Origin of the sequence: Archangium sp. Cb G35 (genome assembly GCF_001896145.1) — a bacterium.
Taxonomy (GTDB): Bacteria; Myxococcota; Myxococcia; order Myxococcales; family Myxococcaceae; genus Archangium; species Archangium violaceum.
The window spans coordinates 289,709-308,617 of record NZ_MPOI01000013.1 but is presented as its reverse complement, the minus strand read 5'-3'; the positions used below and the strand labels follow the sequence as shown (position 1 = coordinate 308,617).

The 18,909-nt window shown below is 69.4% G+C and carries 18 protein-coding genes; 7 read left to right on the top strand and 11 right to left on the bottom strand.

Features of this window, described 5'->3' with window-relative positions; genetic code table 11:
- Positions 1-101 precede the first annotated feature (101 nt).
- The gene (locus BO221_RS36000; protein ID WP_073565378.1) at positions 102-989 is read left to right on the top strand and encodes a zinc metalloprotease; all 888 of its coding nucleotides are present in this window, start codon (positions 102-104) and stop codon (positions 987-989) included.
- Positions 990-1,236: 247 nt separating this feature from the next.
- On the top strand, positions 1,237-2,145 hold the full coding sequence (locus tag BO221_RS35995) for a zinc metalloprotease (RefSeq protein WP_073565377.1): 909 nt from the start codon (positions 1,237-1,239) through the stop codon (positions 2,143-2,145).
- Positions 2,146-2,550: 405 nt separating this feature from the next.
- Here BO221_RS35995 and BO221_RS35990 read toward each other — a convergent pair whose 3' ends face one another.
- Positions 2,551-3,438: a zinc metalloprotease gene (locus BO221_RS35990; protein WP_073565376.1), complete on the bottom strand. Its 888-nt coding sequence runs from the start codon at positions 3,436-3,438 to the stop codon at positions 2,551-2,553.
- Positions 3,439-3,748: 310 nt separating this feature from the next.
- On the opposite strand from BO221_RS35990, the gene BO221_RS35985 reads away from it, so the two are divergent.
- Positions 3,749-4,873 (top strand): 5'-nucleotidase, encoded by a 1,125-nt coding sequence (locus BO221_RS35985; protein ID WP_233166407.1) that lies wholly within the window; start codon positions 3,749-3,751, stop codon positions 4,871-4,873.
- A 96-nt stretch (positions 4,874-4,969) separates the two neighbouring features.
- Here BO221_RS35985 and BO221_RS35980 read toward each other — a convergent pair whose 3' ends face one another.
- The 6 genes from BO221_RS35980 to BO221_RS35955 form a co-directional block, all read right to left on the bottom strand.
- Positions 4,970-7,132: a M36 family metallopeptidase gene (locus BO221_RS35980; RefSeq protein ID WP_083681873.1), complete on the bottom strand. Its 2,163-nt coding sequence runs from the start codon at positions 7,130-7,132 to the stop codon at positions 4,970-4,972.
- A 215-nt stretch (positions 7,133-7,347) separates the two neighbouring features.
- Positions 7,348-8,442, bottom strand: coding sequence for an NAD(P)/FAD-dependent oxidoreductase (locus BO221_RS35975; RefSeq protein WP_073565535.1), 1,095 nt, complete (start codon positions 8,440-8,442; stop codon positions 7,348-7,350).
- Positions 8,439-10,193 (bottom strand): fatty acyl-AMP ligase, encoded by a 1,755-nt coding sequence (locus BO221_RS35970; RefSeq protein ID WP_073565374.1) that lies wholly within the window; start codon positions 10,191-10,193, stop codon positions 8,439-8,441. Before BO221_RS35970 ends, BO221_RS35975 begins: the two co-directional genes overlap by 4 nt.
- Positions 10,190-10,468, bottom strand: a complete 279-nt coding sequence (locus BO221_RS35965; protein WP_073565373.1) for an acyl carrier protein — start codon at positions 10,466-10,468, stop codon at positions 10,190-10,192. The genes BO221_RS35970 and BO221_RS35965 overlap by 4 nt, the downstream gene beginning before the upstream one ends.
- On the bottom strand, positions 10,461-11,033 hold the full coding sequence (locus tag BO221_RS35960; RefSeq protein WP_073565372.1) for an isoprenylcysteine carboxyl methyltransferase family protein: 573 nt from the start codon (positions 11,031-11,033) through the stop codon (positions 10,461-10,463). The genes BO221_RS35965 and BO221_RS35960 overlap by 8 nt, the downstream gene beginning before the upstream one ends.
- On the bottom strand, positions 11,027-12,106 hold the full coding sequence (locus tag BO221_RS35955) for a type III polyketide synthase (protein WP_073565371.1): 1,080 nt from the start codon (positions 12,104-12,106) through the stop codon (positions 11,027-11,029). Before BO221_RS35955 ends, BO221_RS35960 begins: the two co-directional genes overlap by 7 nt.
- 302 nt (positions 12,107-12,408) lie before the next feature.
- Here BO221_RS35955 and BO221_RS35950 point away from each other — a divergent pair, with 302 nt between their 5' ends.
- Both BO221_RS35950 and BO221_RS35945 read left to right on the top strand, forming a co-directional pair.
- Complete coding sequence (locus BO221_RS35950) at positions 12,409-12,837, top strand: NUDIX hydrolase (RefSeq protein WP_073565370.1); 429 nt, start codon at positions 12,409-12,411, stop codon at positions 12,835-12,837.
- A 126-nt stretch (positions 12,838-12,963) separates the two neighbouring features.
- Entirely contained in the window at positions 12,964-13,611 is a 648-nt protein-coding gene (locus tag BO221_RS35945; protein WP_233166406.1) for a CHAP domain-containing protein, read from the top strand.
- 71 nt (positions 13,612-13,682) lie between these two features.
- Here the strand turns inward: BO221_RS35945 and BO221_RS35940 are convergent, their stop codons facing one another.
- Positions 13,683-14,180 (bottom strand): hemerythrin domain-containing protein, encoded by a 498-nt coding sequence (locus tag BO221_RS35940; protein ID WP_073565533.1) that lies wholly within the window; start codon positions 14,178-14,180, stop codon positions 13,683-13,685.
- Between the two features lie 196 nt (positions 14,181-14,376).
- Between BO221_RS35940 and BO221_RS35935 the strand changes: the two genes are divergently transcribed.
- Positions 14,377-14,754: a hypothetical protein gene (locus BO221_RS35935; protein ID WP_073565369.1), complete on the top strand. Its 378-nt coding sequence runs from the start codon at positions 14,377-14,379 to the stop codon at positions 14,752-14,754.
- An 18-nt stretch (positions 14,755-14,772) separates the two neighbouring features.
- Here BO221_RS35935 and BO221_RS35930 read toward each other — a convergent pair whose 3' ends face one another.
- From BO221_RS35930 to BO221_RS35920, 3 genes are all read right to left on the bottom strand, one after another.
- Complete coding sequence (locus tag BO221_RS35930) at positions 14,773-15,660, bottom strand: endonuclease/exonuclease/phosphatase family protein (RefSeq protein ID WP_073565368.1); 888 nt, start codon at positions 15,658-15,660, stop codon at positions 14,773-14,775.
- A gap of 78 nt (positions 15,661-15,738) precedes the next feature.
- Positions 15,739-16,434, bottom strand: a complete 696-nt coding sequence (locus tag BO221_RS35925; protein ID WP_233166405.1) for a TetR/AcrR family transcriptional regulator — start codon at positions 16,432-16,434, stop codon at positions 15,739-15,741.
- A complete protein-coding gene (locus BO221_RS35920) occupies positions 16,415-17,089 on the bottom strand; it encodes a DUF4336 domain-containing protein (RefSeq protein WP_073565367.1) in 675 nt (224 codons plus the stop codon). The genes BO221_RS35925 and BO221_RS35920 overlap by 20 nt, the downstream gene beginning before the upstream one ends.
- 147 nt (positions 17,090-17,236) lie before the next feature.
- Here BO221_RS35920 and BO221_RS35915 point away from each other — a divergent pair, with 147 nt between their 5' ends.
- On the top strand, positions 17,237-18,904 hold the full coding sequence (locus tag BO221_RS35915) for a sensor histidine kinase (protein WP_083681943.1): 1,668 nt from the start codon (positions 17,237-17,239) through the stop codon (positions 18,902-18,904).
- Positions 18,905-18,909 lie beyond the last annotated feature (5 nt).

The window sequence follows — 18,909 nt, the reverse complement described above, 5'->3', positions numbered from 1 at the left end:
ACATCCATGGAACTAGAACATTCCAGAAAAGTCGCCTGCCCCCTTGCTTGTCTCTTTTTCTTGGAATATAAAACTGGAGAACTTTTCCCGAGGAGCTGGAAATGTCCCGTAGCGTCATCTCGATGGGTGGCAAGTTCGCGGTCGTCGTGGGTGCGGTCCTCGCCCTGGGTGGTTGCACCAGCGCCGAGCAGAAGCCGGCCGAGGAGCAGCAGCCCACGGAGCAGGCCACCAAGAGCGGCTGCGCTACCGTGGACCTCACGGAGGCCGAAAAGGCCACGGTGGAGCAGGCGATTTCCGGCCGCGTGAAGGCCGCCGCCCGCGCCAACGGCTCGGTGAACATCAAGGTCTACTGGCACGTCATCAACAACGGCACGGGCATCGCCAACGGTGACATTCCCCAGACGCAGATCGACTCGTCGATCGCCGTGCTGAACGACGCCTACCGCAACACCCCGTTCACCTTCACCCTCGCGGGCGTGGACCGGACCACCAACTCCACCTGGTACGGCTGCGCCGGTGGCGGCTGCGAGACGAAGATGAAGAACGCGCTGCGCATTGGCGGCGCGGGCGACCTGAACGTCTACTCCAACAACATGGGCCGCGGCCTGCTGGGCTGGGCGACCTTCCCCTCCAGCTACGCTTCCAGCCCGAAGATGGACGGCGTGGTCATCCTCTACAGCTCCGTGCCCGGCGGCACCGCGGCCCCCTACAACCAGGGCGACACCCTCACCCACGAGGTCGGTCACTGGGTGGGCCTGTATCACACCTTCCAGGGTGGCTGCGCCGAGCCGGGTGACTACGTGAGCGACACCGCAGCCGAGGGCTCCGCCGCCTATGGCTGCCCGACGGGCCGCGACACCTGCTCCACCGCCGGTCTGGACCCCGTCACCAACTTCATGGACTACACGGACGACGCCTGCATGAACACGTTCTCCGCTGGCCAGGCCAACCGCGCCGACTCGCTGGTCGCCCAGTACCGCGGCCTGTGATTCACGCCTGAAGTCCTGAGTCCCGAAGTCCAACGCCGGAGCGCCTCCAAGCGCTCCGGCGTTTTGCTTTTCGTGCGGCTCGCTTCACGCGGGGTCCCGGATTTCACCCGGATTCCCCGCCCGGCACGGCTCGCTCTCATTTCCTCATTTCCTAATAACCAGAATATTTCAGTAAAAACGCAGGGCCCCTTGCTTGGTCCTTATTCTTGAGATAGAAGAAGTAGCAACTATTTCCAAGGAGATGGAAATGTCCCGTAGCGTTATCTCGAAGGGTGGCAAGTTCGCGGTGGTCCTGGGTGCCGTCGTCGCGCTGGGAGGTTGCACCAGCGCCGAGCAGAAGCCGGCCGAGGAGCAGCAGCCCGCGCAGCAGGCGACGCGTGATGCCCACGGCTGCGCCACGCCGACCCCGTCCGAGAGCGAGACCGAGTCCGTGCAGGCGATGCTCAGCCAGTATCGCGGTGCGATGGCGGCCGTCGGCTCCATCACCATCAACACCTACGCCCACGTCATCAACAAGGGCACGGGCATCTCCAACGGCGACATCCCGGACACGATGATCGCCAACCAGATGGCGGTGCTCAACGCGGCCTACGCCAACACCCCGTTCCGCTTCAACCTGGTGGCCACGACCCGCACCACCAACAGCACCTGGTACACCGCCGGTCCGGACACCACGGCCGAGGCGGCCATGAAGAACGCGCTGCGCCAGGGCACCGCGGATGACCTGAACATGTACTTCAGCAGCCCCGGTGGCGGCCTGCTCGGCTGGGCGACCTTCCCCAACTGGTACGCGGGCGCCCCCAAGGATGACGGCGTGGTCATCCTCAACAGCTCGCTGCCCGGCGGCTCCGCGGCTCCGTACAACCTGGGCGACACGGGCACCCACGAGGTGGGTCACTGGCTGGGCCTGTACCACACGTTCCAGGGCGGCTGCGCCAAGTCGACCACCAACGGTGGCGACTACGTGAGCGACACCCCGGCGGAGAAGTCCGCGGCCTTCGGCTGCCCCACCGGCCGCGACACCTGCAACACGACCGGCCTGGACCCCATCACCAACTTCATGGACTACACCGACGACGCCTGCATGGACCGGTTCTCCGCCGGCCAGATCGCCCGCATGGACTCGTTCTGGTCGACCTACCGCGCTGGCAAGTAGTCCGCGCTTGAAGTCCTGAAGTTCCTGACGCCGGAGCGCCTCGAGCGCTCCGGCGTCTTGCTTTTGCGGGGTCCGCTCGATGCACCCTCTCCCCCTGGGAGAGGGCGGGGGGGTGAGGGTCTTCATCCGCGCGTTCCTCGCCCACGTGCTCCCCGCCCCTGCCCGCATCGCGGCACGCCACTGACTCCGCGCCGCCCGCCAGGCGCGAGCTCCCGTGCGAGCTCGCGGGCCAGACAGGGGAAGACCCTCACCCCAACCCTCTCCCAGGGGGAGAGGGGGCATCCACGAGTCCACGGCCACTCCACAGGCGACACCTTCGCCCGCAAAGACAAACAGCGGGTCCCCACTCGCGTGGGAGACCCGCTGCTCGAGTCCGGGACGAGAGCCGTCTCGGAAGGGGGCGGACTACCGGCCCGCGCGGTACGAGGTCCACATGCTGTTCATGCGGGCGTTCTGGCCCGCGGTGAACTTGTTCATGCAGGCGTCGTCGCTGTAGTCCATGAAGTTGTCGATGGGGTCGTTGCCGGCCGTGGAGCAGGTGTTGCGGCCCGTCGGGCAGCCGGAAGCAGGCGAGGCCTCATCCGGGGTGTCGCTCACGCTGTCGCCAGGGGCCGCGCAGCCGCCCTGGAACGTGTGGTACAGGCCCATCCAGTGGCCAACCTCGTGCGTGCCCGTGTCACCCAGGTTGAAGGGGGACGCGGAGCCGCCGGGCAGCGAGCTCTGGAGCACCACCACGCCGTCCATCTTGTTGGTGGCGTTGTAGCTCCAGGGGAAGGTGGCCCAGCCCAGCAGGCCGCCGCCCATGTTGTTGGTGTAGAAGTTGAGGGCGGTCGCCGTGCCCTTGCGCAGCGCGGCCTTCATCTGCGACTCACACGTGCCACCGGTACAGGTGTACCAGGTGCCGTTGTTCGTGGTGTCCGTGCCGGCCAGATAGAAGCTGAAGCCAGCCGCCGCGTAGGCGTTGTTGAGGATGGTGATCTGCTGGTTGATCTGCGTGGACGTCACACCGCCGGCGCCCGTGCCGCTCTTGATGATGTGGAAGTACACGGGGATGGAGACGGCCTGGGCGTGCACCGTGCCGCCCATCGCCTGGCGGGCCTTCAGGGCCTCAAAGCGGGCCTCGATCTGCGCCACCTGCTCGGAGTCGAACTCCTCGGCGCCGCACTGACGGCCAGCGGGAACCGCCTGGGTGTCCACGCCCTCGGCGGCCACCTGCGCCGCCTCATCCACGGGGCCGCAACCCGTCATCGCCGCGATCGCGCCAAACGCCAGAACCGTCTTGATCATCCGCATGTGAATCCACCTTTCCCAACCGGGGGTGCCAATTGAAGGGGACTCGTCTTTTAAAGTGATCCGATAAAATGATCAAACCCTTTATTCTTTTTTAAGCCGGTTTTACTTGACTATGCGCGGCATTTGTTGAAGCCACAACCACTACCTTCCGCGTCAAAATTTGTATGCCCAATAAATTACCCGTCGCGTCAATAGTTGCGCTCGCAACTAATTGCATTCCATCCGGGTGCTGGGAGGAAGGGGCAGGGCCCGAGCCCGGATGCGGAAGAGTCTGGCGTAGCATTCGAGGTGACACTGCAGAGGAGAAGAAGTGAAGGCGCGACTCTCATGGATGGTGATGGCCGTGGTGCTGCTGATGCCCCTGGGGGCGATGGCGGCACCCAAGCGATTGGTGCTGCTCTTCACCGGAGACAACCGGGGAGAGATCGCCCCGTGCGGCTGCAAGGAGGAGCCGCAGGGAGGGCTGTCCCGGAGGAAGACGGCCATCGCGGGGGAGCGGGCCCGGGGCCTGCCCACGGTGCTGATGGACTCGGGCAACGCGCTGTTCCGCGACACCACCCGCCGGGCGGATGATCTGCTCGAGCAGCGGGCGGAGCTGGTGCTCGAGCAGATGGAGGCGCAGGGCACGGTGGCCATGGCGGTGGGGGAACGCGATCTGTCGCATGGCCTGCCCTACCTCCAGAAGGCCACGAAGGGACGCAAGATGAAGCTGCTGTCCGCCAACCTGGTGGACAAGGCCGGCAAGGCGCCCTTCCCGGCCACCCTGGTGCTGGAAGCCGGGGGACTGAAGGTGGGCGTGGTGGGCGTGTCCCCCGAGGGCACGCTGGCCGGAGAGCCCGGGTTGAAGGGCAAGCCTCCCGTGGAGACCGCGCTGGCCGAGGCCCGCAAGCTGCGCAAGACGAAGAAGGTGGACGTGGTGGTGGTGCTGGCGGCGGTGCCCTACCAGGAGGCCGTGAAGATGGCCCTGCTGGCCGAGGACGCGGTGGACTTCGTGGTGCAGTCCCACGACGCCAAGGGCATCGGCATTGGCGAACCGGTGGGCAGCCACGCCGCCGTCTTCCCCGCGGGAGGGCTCGGGCGGCAGCTCACCCGGCTGGAGCTGAGCGTGGAGGGGCCGGGGCCCTCGAAGGACCTGGGCTCGGGCTCGCGGGCGCGCCAGCAGTTGGTGGTGGTGGAGGGCAACCTCCTCAAGGCGCACGAGAAGCTGACCAGCGCGAAGGACGAGCAGACGCGCGGCGAGCTCACCCAGACCATCGTGGAGCTGGAGGGCCGGATGCGGCAGCTCGAGTCGGAGCTGGACGTGAAGCCGCCCGCCGGTGGGCGCGCCCACCAGCTCTCCTACATCACCCTGGGCCAGGCGGTGGCGGATGATCCGGTGCTGAAGCGGCGCGTGGAGCAGATCGAGCCGAGCGGCTCGGCCAACGCCGCGCACTGACGAGCGAACCGCGCTCGAAGTCCGAAGCTGGAAATGAAAAAAGCGGGTGCCCGTCTCCGGACACCCGCTCGGGTCTTCAACGAAGGATGCCGGGCGTTACGGGCAATCCGACGGCTTCACGAAGGACTCGGTGACCGACGGCACCGTCGAGCCCTTGGAGCGAACGAGGGTCGCCTTCGCACCGACGCCGACGCCGTACTTCGCGAACGCGCTCCACACCAGGCAGCGGTGCGCATTGCCCGCGTTGGCCACCGACTGCAGGATGCCATCACGCATGTGCTCGTAGTACGGAGCGGCCGGCGTGTAGTTCATGCCGTCCACCAGGTACGCCATCAGCGTGTCCTTGGACACGCCCGCGGCCTGGAAGTTGAGCCACAGCTGCCAGCCAATCGCACCGTACACCTCGCCATCGAAGTGCACGCCGCTGCCCGTCACGGCACCATAGGTGCGCGGGTAGTTGGTGTACGGCGCGCTGCGGATGCCCAGGTCGCTCGAGGCCGAGTACTCACCCACGCGGTCGTTGTCGTTGAGGATCACCGCCAGCACGTCGCTCATGCCCTCGCCGATGGCACCGGAGATGGGGCCGCTCATCGAGCCGATCATGCGCCAGGTCAGGCCGTGCCCGTACTCGTGGTAGACGACGTCGGAGTCCACCGACGAGTCACGCTGCAGCGGCGCCGACAGCGACTTGCGGATGGTGCCGTACACGCCGGTGACCGAGCGCAGCGTCGCGCCCGTGGTCTGTCCGACGAACAAGGACGGGATGGTGATGCTGGTGTCCGCGCCACCCATCGTCATCACGCCATCGCCCTGGTTGTTGGCGATGATCGCTCCCTTGGCGCCCGCGAGCTGCGCGTTCTTCACCTTCACCGAGAAGCCGCAGACACCACGGTCGATCAGCGCGATCTTCCCGGTGAGCGAGCCGGCCGGACTGGCCTCGCAGCCGTCGCTGGTGGTGCCCACACCGTCATTGACGAGCACGATGTCACCGGTGACGCCGGTGGTAGTGAGCGCCGGGCCAAACTCACCGTCGCCCTGCGCCACGAAGTTGCCGGCGATGGACGTCGGCAGCTGCACGTTGACCTGGTGGGTGCCCACACCCGTCCACAGGTACATCTGCATGCGCGGGTTGGAGCCGTCGGCCGGCGTCGAGAAGTTCGCGTTGTCGGTTCCGCTGCCGTCCTGCGCCTCGGCGTCCACGGAGTCGCTGCCCGCGCCGCCCTTGCCGAAGTTGTTCTCCTGGAAGTTCAGCGCCGCCTCGTTGAAGCCGTAGCGGTAGAGCGTGTCGTGGATGACGTTGTTCAAGTAGAACAGGTTCTGCACGGACACGTCGCGGTTGAGGCTGGTGGTCGGCGCCTGCGTCAGGCTCGCCACGGCGAGGAAGTCCCCGTTCGTCACCGCGGTGCCACCCGTGTCCGGGGCGTTGTTCGCGTCCACGTCCAGGTAGGCCCGGACGTTGTTGCCGGAGATCAGCCGCGTGGTGAGGCCGGAGGTGTTGAGCCAGCCGAGCGGCGACTGCGTGTTGCCCGTGCCCGCGCCGGTCACGATGGCCTGCGGGGTCTTCATTGGATCATTCGTGAAGACGTTGTACCGGTCGTTGGCGGTGCGCGACTCGGTGGAGAGCACCCGGCCCTCGCCGCTGACCAGCGTGTGCGTGAGCTGGTTGCTCTTGGCCGTCCAGGTCTCCACCAGGAAGCCCGTGCGCAGAGCCCCGTTGGCCGCCGCGTAGGCGACGCGCTCGGCCGTCGGGTTGCGGTGGAAGAAGGCGCCACCGGCGAAGGAGACGGTGTTGCCCTCGCGCGACTGCTCCGCCGGCTGCGAGTCACGCAGCTCGGGGTAGAGGTGGCGCAGCGCGCTCCCCACCGCGTCGGACTCGGACACGCGCGCCGAGACCACCTGGCCCGCGGCCGCCGTGCCGTCGATGAAGTGGATCAGCTCGCCCTGGCCGTTCACCGCCGCCTTGGCGTAGGCGCCGTGAACGCGCAGGCCCCCCACGTACTGCTCGAAACGGACGTGGGTGATGTCACCATTGCGCGCCTCGGTCGCGCGCAGGGAGCCAACGGTCACCTCGGAGGCCCCCCGCGAGCGCATGAAGCCGGCCGCGATCGCGCTCGCCCCGGAGCGCGAGGGCGCCGTCAGGGCGCGCTCCGACTGGAACACCCGCGCCCGCGTCTCCGCGACCTCATCACCCGAGACGGAGGCGGCGCTGGCCACACCTGAAAACGTCACAAGTCCAATCACTGCGTTGCGAAGACGCATCTCTTCTCCCGATGAGCACCACGTGGTGGAAAACGTGAGCTGTTCTCAATCTATAAGAAATAGGGAAAACAAAAGAAAGCCGCATTGCGTCAGATTCGTATCTTTTCTGCGGGACTGGAAATTCGACGCAGCGGGCAAAGGGCAAGACCCTGCCCCGCCGACACCGGCCACGGCGTTGAGCAGGTGGATTTGGAGCGCTCGCGAGCCGGACGCACCTACACGATGGCGTGGGCGAGGAGCTGCTCGAAGACCCGCGGATTCGTGCCCAGCCAGCGCACCAGGGGACGGCGCAGCGCGGGCCTGCGCGCCAGCATCAACATGGCCCCCGTCAGCCACGCGTACTTGCGGAACGCGCGCTGGAAGACCCGCTCATAGGGCAGCAGGGACTCGCGCGTTCCGCCCTTCGCCAACGCGTCCGGCAGCAGGTTCCCCAATGCCTCCGCGCACGTGAAGGCCAGGGACAGCCCCTCCCCGGTCACCGCGTCCACGTACCCCGCCGCGTCTCCCACCAGCGCGAAACGGTCCGCCACCCGTGCCCGCGCCGCCCTCGCCAGCGGCCCCGCGCCCCGAGCCTTCGAGTCCGGCTCCGCGCCCACCACCCGCTCCGCCAGCGAGGGAAAGCGCGTGAGCAGCGAATCGAAGCCGATGCGCCCCGGCAGCCCATCCGTCCACAGGAAGGCCACGCCCACCCGCTCCTCACCGGCCGGCGTCACGTACGCCTCCACGCCGTCCGACAGGTGCACCTCCACGAAGGGCGCCCACGGCTTCATCCGGAAGTGCCGCCGCAACCCGAAGCGTCTCGGCCCCGTCACCTGCAACTCCAGCCCCTCGGCGCGCCGCAGCGGCGAGGCCAGCCCGTCCGCCGCCACCAACATCCGCGCCCGAAGCGGCCCGGCCGCCGTCTCCACCTCCCACCCGTCCATCGTGCGCCGCTGGCCCACCACCGCGCAGTGCTCGCGCAGCTCCACGCCAAGCGTCCGGGCCCTCGCGGCCATCGCCGTCACCAGCGCCACCCGCCGCACCCCCAGGCCCCCGGGCTCCGGCAACCGCCCTTCCGCGCCGCTCCCGTCCTCTTGCACGTAGCGGATGCCCACGAACGGGGCACACTCACGCCGGTCCAGCAGCGCGAGCGCCCCGAAGCGCTCCAGCGCCGCCACCCCCGAGGGCATCAACCCCTCGCCACACGCCTTGTCCGGCGGCACGGCGGCACGCTCCAGCACCACCGTGTTCAGGCCCCGCTTCGCCGTGGTGAGCGCCACCGCCAGCCCCGCGGGCCCTCCTCCCACCACCGCCACGTCCCAGGCACTCACCCGTCGCGCCCCGAGCGGGCGAAGGCCCACGCGCTCTTCGCCATCTCCACCACCAACCCCACCGTCCCCACCTTCTTCGGCGCCGTCAGCTCCTCCGCCAGGTAGCGCCGCAACGCCTCGCTCCGGCGCAGCTTCCCGCTCGAGGTGCGCGGCAGCGTCCCCGGCTCCACCACCCGCACCGTGTGCGCCTTCACACCCGTGCCCGCCAGCACCGCCTCGCGAATCCTCTCCTCCAGGCCCTCCACCGCCGCGCCCGGCGCGTGCTCGGCCAGTATCAACAGCGCCTCGTCGTTCTCCCCCTCGGGCGTGAAGCCCAACGCCACCGCGCAGCCCGTGCGCAGGCCCTCCACCGCCTCCAGGCACTCCTCGAACTCCTGCGGCGCGTGGTTGGCCCCCCGGATGATGACCAGGTCCTTCGCGCGGCCCGTGAGGAACAGCTCCCCATCCGCCTCGAAGCCCAGGTCTCCCGTGTCCAGCCAGCCCTCGGCGTCCAGCGCGCGCGCCGTCGCCTCCGGGTGGCCCACGTACTCCGCCATCACCGACGGCCCTCGCGCGAACACCCGCCCTACCCGCCGCTCATCCAGCACGTGGCCCAGCTCGTCCCGCACCTGCACCTCGAAGCCCGGCACCGGACGCCCCACGGACACCACCTCGCGCGAGCCGTCCACCACGCGCCGCTCCGTGGCCAGCACCCGAGCGTCCACCCCCAGCGCATGCGGCCCCCGCCCCGCTGGCGGGAAGGTGACGGCCAGCGTGGCCTCGCTCAGCCCGTAGACCGGCCGCAACGCCCCGGGCTGGAAGCCCCACCGGGAGAAGCGCTCGGAAAAGAGCCGCAGCGTCTCCACCGACACCGGCTCCGCACCGTTGAGCGCGTGCGTCCAGCCCGAGAGGTCCACCCCCTCCATGTCCGCGTCCTTCACCCGCTTGAGGCACAGCCCATAGGCGAAGTTGGGCGCGGGCGAGACGAAGCCCCGGTGCCTCGACAGCGCGCGCAACCACAGCGCGGGCCTCGCGAGGAACACCTCGGGGGGAATCAGCACCATGCCGCCCGGGTAGTACACCGCCGACAGCAGACAGCCGATGAGGCCCATGTCGTGGTACAGCGGCAGCCAGGACACGCCCACCGGCGCCCGATCCACCGGTGGCGGCAACTCCGCCTCCAATGCGGCGAGCTGCGCCATCAACTGGCCCTGCAGCAGCCCCACCGGCTTCGGGTCCACCGTCGAGCCCGAGGAGAACTGGATGAGCGCGAGCGACTCCGGAGAAACGCGCTCGGCCAGGTCCCCGTCCTCGCGCGACACCTCCTCCACCGTGTGGCAGCCGAGCCTCGGGCGCGCCGCCGCCACGGACTCGCCCAGCAGCAGCCGCACCTTCGCGTCCGTGAGCACCACCGCCGCGGCCGACACCTCCAGCATGCGCGCGGTGGAGCGGTGGTACTCCTCCAGCCGTCCCAACCGCACCGGCGGGTAGAGCGGCACCGGCACCGCGCCCGCCAGCAGCGCGCCGAAGAAGGCATCCATGAAGCCCGGCGAGGTGGGCAGCAACAACGCCACGCGCTCCCCCGGAGCCACGCCCAGGCGCCTCAGGCCCGCGGCGAAGCGGCGCGCCCGCCCATACACCTGCGCCCAGGGCAGGTGCGTCTCGCGCTCGCTGGTGTCCACGAAGACGAGCCCCTGCTGCGTCCGGGCCGCGGCGGCGAGCGCCTCGTTGACGGTGGCATGCTTCAGCGCCGGCAACGCCGGGCCCTTCATGAGACACCTCCCGCGGCCGCCTGGGGCTCTCCGGCGGCCCGCGTGGCCACCAGTCGCATCAGGTCCCCCACGGTGCTCACCCCCACCGAGTCCTCCGCGGACAGACGGATGCGGAAGTGGTTCTCCAGCTCCACCGCCAGCACCGTCAGCCCCATGCTGTCCAGTTGCAGGTCCTTCATCAGGTGGTGCGTGGGCTCCACCTCCCCCTCCCACTCCAACTCCTGGGAGACGATGCGGCGGATCTCCCGAAGCACGGCGAGCTCGTTCTCAACCACGGGGCACCTCCGGAATGAAGCGCGGCTTGTCGGCGAAAGCCTCGGCATACAGTGCGCCCATCGCCTCCTCCTCGGCGCGGATGCGCACGCGGAGCAGCAGGGCGTTGGCCAGCGAGAAGACGAGGGCCGTCACCCAGGCCCCGTGGATGAGCGGCACCGCGGCCAGCTCCAGCACCACCGCCACGTAGTTGGGGTGGCGCAGGAAGCGGTACGGCCCGCGCGTCACCGGCTCCAGGCCGGGCACCACGATGATGCGCGTGTTCCAGCGGTCTCCCAGCGAGGCGATGGCCCAGTAACGCAACGCCTGCGCCACCAGCGCCACGCCGAGCGCCCCGAAGCCGAGCGCCCCCGGGAACGGACGGGAGAGCCCCACCACCTCGGCCACACACGCCACGAGAAAGAGCGAGTGGAGCACCACCATCACCCGGTAGTGGCGCTGTCCCGTCTCCACCCCGCCGCGCGCGAAGGCCCGCGCCGCGTTGCGCTTGGAAATGACGAGCTCCACCAGGCGCTCGGCGCCGAGCAGACCCAGGAAGCCGAGATATCCCCCGAGTGTGGTCACCATCGCAGCAGCACCAGCTCGGCGCAGAAGCCCGGGCCCATGGCCATCATCACACCCCAGTCCCCGGGCTGGGCCTCGCCCGACTCGAGCATCTCGCCCAGCACGAAGAGCACCGAGGCCGAGGACAGATTGCCCACCTCGCGCAACGAGGCCCACGAGCGCGCGAGTGCTTCCGGCGGCAGCTCCAGCGCCTCCTCGAAGGACTGCAACACCTTGGGGCCACCGGTGTGCGCCACCCAGTGCTTCACGTCCTTGCGCGTGAGGCCGTGCTCGGCGAGGAAGCCGTCCACGTCCCGGCGGATGAACTCGCGCGCCAGTTGTGGCACCTTCGCCGACAGCACCACCTTGAAGCCCGTGTCCACCACGTCCCAGCCCATGATGCGCTCGGTGTTGGGGTACATCACCGAACGCGTGGCCACGACGCGCGGGCCGGCGTCCGGGCACTCCCCGCCCCGCAGCACCACGCACGCCGCCCCATCCCCGAAGAGTCCCGAGGCGATGATGTTGGGAATGGACAGGTCCTCGCGTTGCAGCGTCAGCGAGCACAGCTCCACGGAGATGAGCAGCGCCGTGTGGCCCTTCCACGCCCGGAGGTAGTCCGAGGCCCGCGCCGTGCCCGCCGCACCCGCCACGCAGCCGAGTCCGAAGATGGGCGTGCGCTTCATGTCCGGGCGCATGCCCAGCCGGTTCATCAACCGTGCCTCGATGCTCGGCGTGGCGATGCCCGTCACGGTGACGAAGAAGACGTGGTCCACGTCCTGGGGAGTGAGCCCCGCGCGGTCCAACGCCTTGCGCACCACCTGCTCGCCCAGGTCCGTGGCGACCTGGATCCACGCGTCGTTGCGCTGCTGGAACGTGACGAGCCCGGGGTATCGCTCGATGGGCAGCGCGAGGAAGCGCCCGTCCACCTGCACCGAACGGTGCAACTCCTCCAGCCGCTCGAGGTTGTAGTGGCGGGTGGCCCAGAGCTCCCGCAGGGCGCCGATGATCTGGTCCTGGCGGGCGTAGTGGGGAGGAAGCATTCGCTCCACCGCGCGGATGACGGGAAGAGAGTCCTGACCTGATGCGGGGTTCATCGGCGCCGTCCCTGTAGGGGTAGAGAGCGACGGTTGCTCACCCACGAGGTTGCGAGCAATGGGGAAAAGCTCGAAAGCAGCGAGGGCTCCTGTCGTCTGGTTCACAACACCTCGCCCCGAACAGGAGGAAAGCTCAGCCCACCTCCCGGGCGCGCTCTTCACGAACTTGTCCAACTGTTGGACAAGTTTTAGAAGACCGCGCCCGGAGGAGCCCCTCCTGCTCTCGAGCGGAGGACAGACCCCTGCACGGACTTTCTTCAGATGGCTTGGGTGCACACGAACTTCATCCGCTGGAGAAAGCGATGAGCGACGGACGTGCCTGGGAGGGCAACTGGAAGACTCGCCTGTATGAGCGGATCCGCGACCTTGGTTACGAGTCGCTCACCGCCTTCGCGAGCGCCCATCCCACCGACTCACTGGTGGCTTTGGCCGAGAAGTTGGGTGAACACGCGGAACGGAGCAAGCAGGTCACCCGCTTCGTGCGCGATGTGTTCGTGCGCATGTTGTCCCAGAGCCTCCCCGAGGGCTGGCCAGCCGTAATGGATGACGCCAACCGGTTCAAGGTGGCCAAGGCAATCGGCCGATGGTCTGCCTACACCCCAGAGACCCATGAGAAGCACGTCGAGCAGGCCAGGGCGGCACTTCGCGCTTCTCCGCCTCCCGCCGGTTGGAGGCCACTCGGCCCCGACGACGAATTGCTGCTCACCCTCCTGCCCGACGAGGAAGTCTGAGCCCGGGAAACAGTCTGGGTAAGAATCTTCCCCGTACAGGACACTGCACCGGGTCAGGTCCGTCTCCGGGTGGACAGCACCCCCCTCAAATGCCGGAGGCACGCCGGTTGCTGAGGTGCCTCGGGCATGCACCGTGCCTTCCTGCTGTGTGCCTTGATGGGTGTCATGCTCTGGGGAACCGATTCCGAGGCCGCGCGCCGCGCCACCTCGAACCGGAGCACCCACAACGCCTCCGGCACGCTCGCGCGCCGCGCCGCCTCCCGCGCCTCCCTTTGGGTCGGACTCTCCTCCCTGCGCAGGGTGAGCCACTCGGTGAACGATGACTGCTCCGGCCTGGCCAACCTCGCCTACCGCAAACGCGGTCTGAGCCTCATGCCCGAGCGCACCCTCCCCGGCGAAAACGGCGTCGCCGCCATCTACCGCAAGGCCCGGAGCCTCGGCTCGCTCCACAAAACCCCTCGCCCGGGTGACCTCGTCTTCTTCCGCGAGACGTATGACCGCAACCGCGACGGCCGGCGCAACGACGGGCTCACGCACATCGGCGTCGTCGAGCGCGTGGACCGGGACGGCACCGTGACCTTCGTGCACCGCGCGGGCGGAGGTGTGAAACGCGCGAAGCTGCACCTGCGCCAACCCGCCCTCCGCCGGGATGCGAAGGGCCGGGTGCTCAACGACTACCTGCGCCGCCCCGAGAAGGCCACCTACCCCCGGCTCGCCGGAGAGCTGCTCGCGGGCTTCGCCACCGTGGACCAGCGGTGGTTCACATCACCTTGACGACGCACGCCCCGTGGAAACCTCCACGGGGCGCGTCCAGCCCGGGTACTACCGGGTCATCTCACGGGCCATTACTGCGGCAGCGGCGCCGCCTCGTCCGTCTCGCGAGGCACCAGCATGCGCGGCTGGGTCTGGATGACCTCGTTGAACATGACCTCCATCTGCTCACCCAGGACGGCCAGCTCCTCCTTGGTCATGAGCTTCTTCACGCTCTTGAAGAGCTGCTTCTCCTCCTCCTCCACGTGGTGCTCCACCATCTCCTGGAGCACCTTCATCTTGGCCTTGAACTGCGCGTCGAAGGGGTCCATGTCGAGCAGGTCCGCGATCACCCGCTTCACCGCCAGGTGCTCCTCCACGGCCTCCTGGAGCTTGTCCGCCGTGGGGCCCACGTAGACGCTGGGATAGAAGATCTTCTCCTCGATGGTCGCATGCGCCGCGAGGTTGTCCGCGATGCGCGCGAACAGGTCCATCAACACCTGCTCGCTCTTGCCCTCGCTGGCCTTCTCGAACTTCTCGAAGAGCTCGTCCACCTCGCGGTGCTGCTTCTTCAACAACTCGATGGCGTCCACCATGGCTGTCTCCACTCCTGCATGGGTTGCGTAGGCTTTCTCAGACGGGCCTAAATTCGGCACGGCGCCTGGAGACGCCAATTGGAAGCTCCTCCCAGGGAAGCGCCTCCCCACGCCCGCCCTCCTGCTCTCCGGCCGGACGGAAGCCCTCCGAAACCGTGGACGGTTGCACCCGGTCCGGGGTTCACTGAAAGCGATGACTCCTCACGATGCAGAGAAGGCCCTGGCGGACGCGGAAGTGGTGCCGTGCGTGGAGGCGACCCTGGCGGACGCCCGGAGACTGGTGGAGGCGTGCCTGGCCGAGGGCGTGCCCGCGCTCGTCCACCGCGAGGCGTGCAGCAAGCCCTCGTGCTCGCCGAAGTTCCAGGTGCTCGTGCGCCCCGAGGACACACCCCGCGTCGCGAGCCTCCTCCAGCAACGCTGGGCGGACAGCCTCCAGCGCGAGGGGCTCGTCCCCGAGGGACAGGCCATGCAGGCGGTGCCCGAGGACGGCGAGCTTCCCTGCCCCGCATGCGGTACGGCGGCGCCCCTCGTCCGGGGCGCGTGCAGCGACTGCGGCCTCCAGCTCGAGTGAGCCGGCGGCCCGGAGTCCCTACGGGCTGCTGGCGGAAGCCGCCTCGTGCGGACGCTCGACCACCTCGGCGGTGGGCGCCTTCATGGGCTCGAGCAGCGTGAGGTCCGCCACCACCGGGTAGTGGTCGGACGCATTCACGCGCAACACCTTGCTGTGCCGGGGCATGAAGCTGTCGCTCGCCAGCACGTAGTCGATGCGCAGGTTGGGGATGACGGGCAGCGGGTAGGTGTCCGCGCGCCCCTCGCCCCGCAGGTCGAACGCGTCCGCCAGCTCGCGCTTGAAGAGCCGCAGCGAGCCCGAGTCGGGCGTGTCGTTCATGTCCCCCATCAACAGCTTGGGCCGCGGGTCCGCCGCCATCAGCTTCATGATGGCCGCGCTCTGGCGCACGCGGATGCCGCCGTTGAAGGGCCGCCGGGTGAGGTGGGTGACGTAGACGCTCACCTCCTGCCCGTGCACCTTCATGTGGACGCGCGCCACGGTGCGCGGCTCGGTGCCCGTCTCCACCGGCAGCGGGTGCTGCTCCACCGACTCCAGCGGGAAGCGCGAGAGGATGGCCACGCCGTAGTCGCCGCCGAACAGCGAGGTGGTGCGGAAGTGGGCGAAGTACTTCAGGCCGGTGCGCCGGGCCAGCTCGGCGGGCTGATCCAACCCGTTGGCGCGCCGCGAGCCGACGTCCACCTCTTGCAGCGCGACGATGTCGGGCGAGGCGGAGCGGATGACCTCGGACACCTTGTCCAGGCCACGAATGGCGGACTGGATGTTGAAGGTCATCACCCGCAGACCGCCCTCGGACTCGGGAGCCGGGAGCGTCACCGGCTCCGCGTCAGCGCGGAGGGTCGAGGGGGAGGAGGCACACGCGAGAGAGCTCGCGAGGAACAGGCCGGCCAGGAGTCGGTCGATTCGCATTGAAGGGGGGCGATGATGTCAGCAATCCCCTGGACCGTCTTCCCTACCCCTCCGAGCCAGGCCGGAGGGCAGCCGGGCTCAGCCCTCCAGCCTCGCGCGGCGCAGCAGCAGGCAGGCCTCGTCCCGTAGCTGGGTGAGCGTGTGCCGCGTGGCCCCTCCCACCTGCTGCATGCCCGCCACCAGGGACAGCAGCCCGTGGGCGGTGATCCACACCAGGTTGGCGAGCCGCCGGGGCTCGAAGCCGGGCGCGAGCCGGCCCTCACGGGCGTCCACCTTCAGGCGTGCCTCGAGGGCCTCGCTCACCCGCTGGCTCGCGGGGTACACGCGCTCGCGCAACACCTCGGGCGGAATCCCGATGAGCTGCGGCCAGAGGTACGCCACCCGGAAGGCATCCAGATCATCCGCGTAGAAATCCACCTTCGCCCGCAGCAGTGCCACGAGCGCCTCCACCCCGTCCGGCGCCGCGGCGATGGCCCGCAGCAGCACCTCCACCTCCGCCTCGAGCTGCCCGGCGGCGAGCGCCCCCATCAGCTCCTCCTTGGTGCGGAAGTAGTAGAAGACGGCCGGCTTGCTGACGTCCGCCGCGGCGGCCACCGCCTCCATCGTCAGCCCGCCCACTCCCTTCTGGGTGAGCACCTCGCGAGCGGCCTCCAGCAGCGCCGCGCGCCGATCCTCCTGCCGCCGGGCCTTGCGCTCCTCGCGCTTCGCCTCGGACGACTCCGTGCCGGTCCTCGCCCCCTTGGAGGCCGGACGCCTAGGCCCACGCGAAGGCATCGCGCATCGCCTCCTTGCCACCCTTCTCCAGCACCTGGCCATGGCACGGCACCACGCGCTCGAAGTCCCAGCCGAGCACGCGCTCCCTCCAGGCGCGCAGCGCCGCCTTGTCCTTCACCATGGACTTGAGCAGCCAGGTGGCGCCCAGCTTCCCGTACGCCCCACACAGCTTCAGGTACGTGCGCGTCAGCCACGAGGGGGTCTCGTGGATGTTGAAGGCCAGGTCCGTGAGCAGCAACGTGCGGCTGGGCCGGTGGAAGAAGGCGAACTCCTCGAGCTTGGGGATGCCGTGCGCCAGCAGCAGCTCGATGGTGGGCGACTGGCCCACGTCCATCACGTCCGACAGCTCCACGTCGATGCGCAGGTCCGGCCGCTTCGCGCGCAGCCCCGCGGGTGCGAGCACCTTCGCCTCCGGGTACGCGGCGGCCCAGTCTCCCAGGGACAGGTGGTGCATGGTGTTGGGCGCCACCAGGAAGCGCACCGGCCCCAGCGCGTCCACCGCGCTCTTCTTCTCCGCGTCCAGCTTCACCGGCGAGTGCAGCCACAGGCCTCCATCCGGCAGGCGGATCACCGTCATCCGCCCCCCCAGGGCCATCGCCCCCACGCTGAAGGGCACATCCAGGACGAAGAGATCTTCGGACAGCGGGCGCAGCATGGCGTGGCTCCTTTTCTCGACCGGCACATCAAATTCTAACCAACGGTCAGAAAAAGCGCCAGTCTTCCTCCTGGCGGCGGTCCGGGAGGGGGGGCCGGGGAATGGAAAGAAGACGTCCCCCGGGGTGTTTGACGCATGATGCGCCCCATGTCGCGACCACCGCCCCTGCCGGGTCCCTCCCTGTCCTCCGCCCTCGGGGAACTCGCGCGTACCCAGCAGCGCGCCGGACGCTCCGCCACGGTGGGACTGGCGCTGCTCGGCGTGGTGGCGCTGGCCAGCCCCCTGCTGGGCTACCGGGAGGATCTCCAGAACGCCCGCGACGAGGAGCTCGCCAGCCTCTCCAGCCAGGCCCAGGTGCAGGCCGAGGCGCTGGGCGTGCACCTGGGGCTGCTGGAGGCGGAGCTGCGCCGGCTCGCCGAGCACCCCCAGCTCATCCCCGAGGACGGCCCCTCCGGCCAGGAGCAGGCCATGCTGGACAACGCCTTCCGCCACTCGCCCCTCTTCTCCGAGGGCGTGGCCCTGCTCACCGCCTCGGGGCGGCGCGTGTGGAGCGACCCGCCCCAGATGCCACTGGGGGCCTCGCCGCTGACCTCCCGCCCCTGGTTCCGCCGGGCGATGGAAGAGGGCGTCTCGGACATCAGCCTGCTGGAGGGGACGGAGGGGCCGCTGGTGGTGGCGGTGCCCGTGCGGCATGGGGAAAAGGTGACGGGCCTGCTGGTGGGGGAGCTGCGCGCGGGGGCCCGTCCGCTGCCGGGCGTGCGCTCGGGAGGCCCGGACATGTCCCTGCTGGTGGACGAGAAGGGACAGCTCCTGCTGCCCGCGCCGCCGCAGCGCTTCGCCTGGACCGCCGAGCGCTCCGCGCTCGTGAGGGCCCTGGCGGATGCCCCCGGCCCCATCGTGATGAACAACTCGCGGATGCTGGGCGCGGCGGCCCGGGTCCCCTTCCCGGGCGGCAGCGGCCTGCTGCTGGCCGTAGTGGAGGACGAGGAGCGGGACATCGCGCGGCTGCGGCGCCGCTTCCTCGGGCAGCTGTTCTTCCACATGGCCCTGCTGGGCAGCACCCTGCTGCTCTTCACCTTCCTGCTGCGGCGCTCGTACCGCTCGCTGCTGGCCGCCGAGGAGCGGCTGCGCCACCAGGAGACGATGGCCGCGCTGGGCGCCGCCAGCCAGCTCATCGCCCACGAGGTGAAGAACGCCCTCAACGGCATCCAGGCGGCCCTCTCCTTGATGAAACCCGCCGCCTCCGCGGGAGAGGTGGCCCTGCCCGCGCTGCGCTCGCAGATACAACGGCTGGGGCACCTGGCCCGCTCGCTGCTGTCCTTCGGTGCCCCGCGCGCCGCCCCCGCGCGCCGCTCCTGCGAGCTGCGCCTGCTGGCGGAGGAGGCCCTCCAGACCGTGCGCCTGCTGCCGGAGGCCGAGGACGTGCCCGTGGAGGTGACCCTGGCGGAGGGCCTCAACGTGCACGCGGACCCCGCGCTGCTGGTGTCCGCCATCGACAACCTGGTGCGCAACGCCGTGGAGGCGGGCGCGGTGGCGCGCGACACGGGCCTGCGTCCCTCCCCGTGGGTGCGGGTGAGCCTCGCGCGCGAGGACAACGAGGCCGTCCTGCGCGTGGAGGACAACGCCGGCGGCGTGGACCCCGACCTGGAGCCGCGCCTGTGGGAGCCCTTCGCCACCGCGCGCGCCAAGGGCGTGGGCCTGGGACTGCCCATGGCCCGCACCGCCGTGGAGTCCCATGGGGGCCACCTCACCTATACCCGTCTGCCCGACGGCAGCCGCTTCACCCTTCGCCTGCCCCTGGAGAGCACCGCATGAGTACC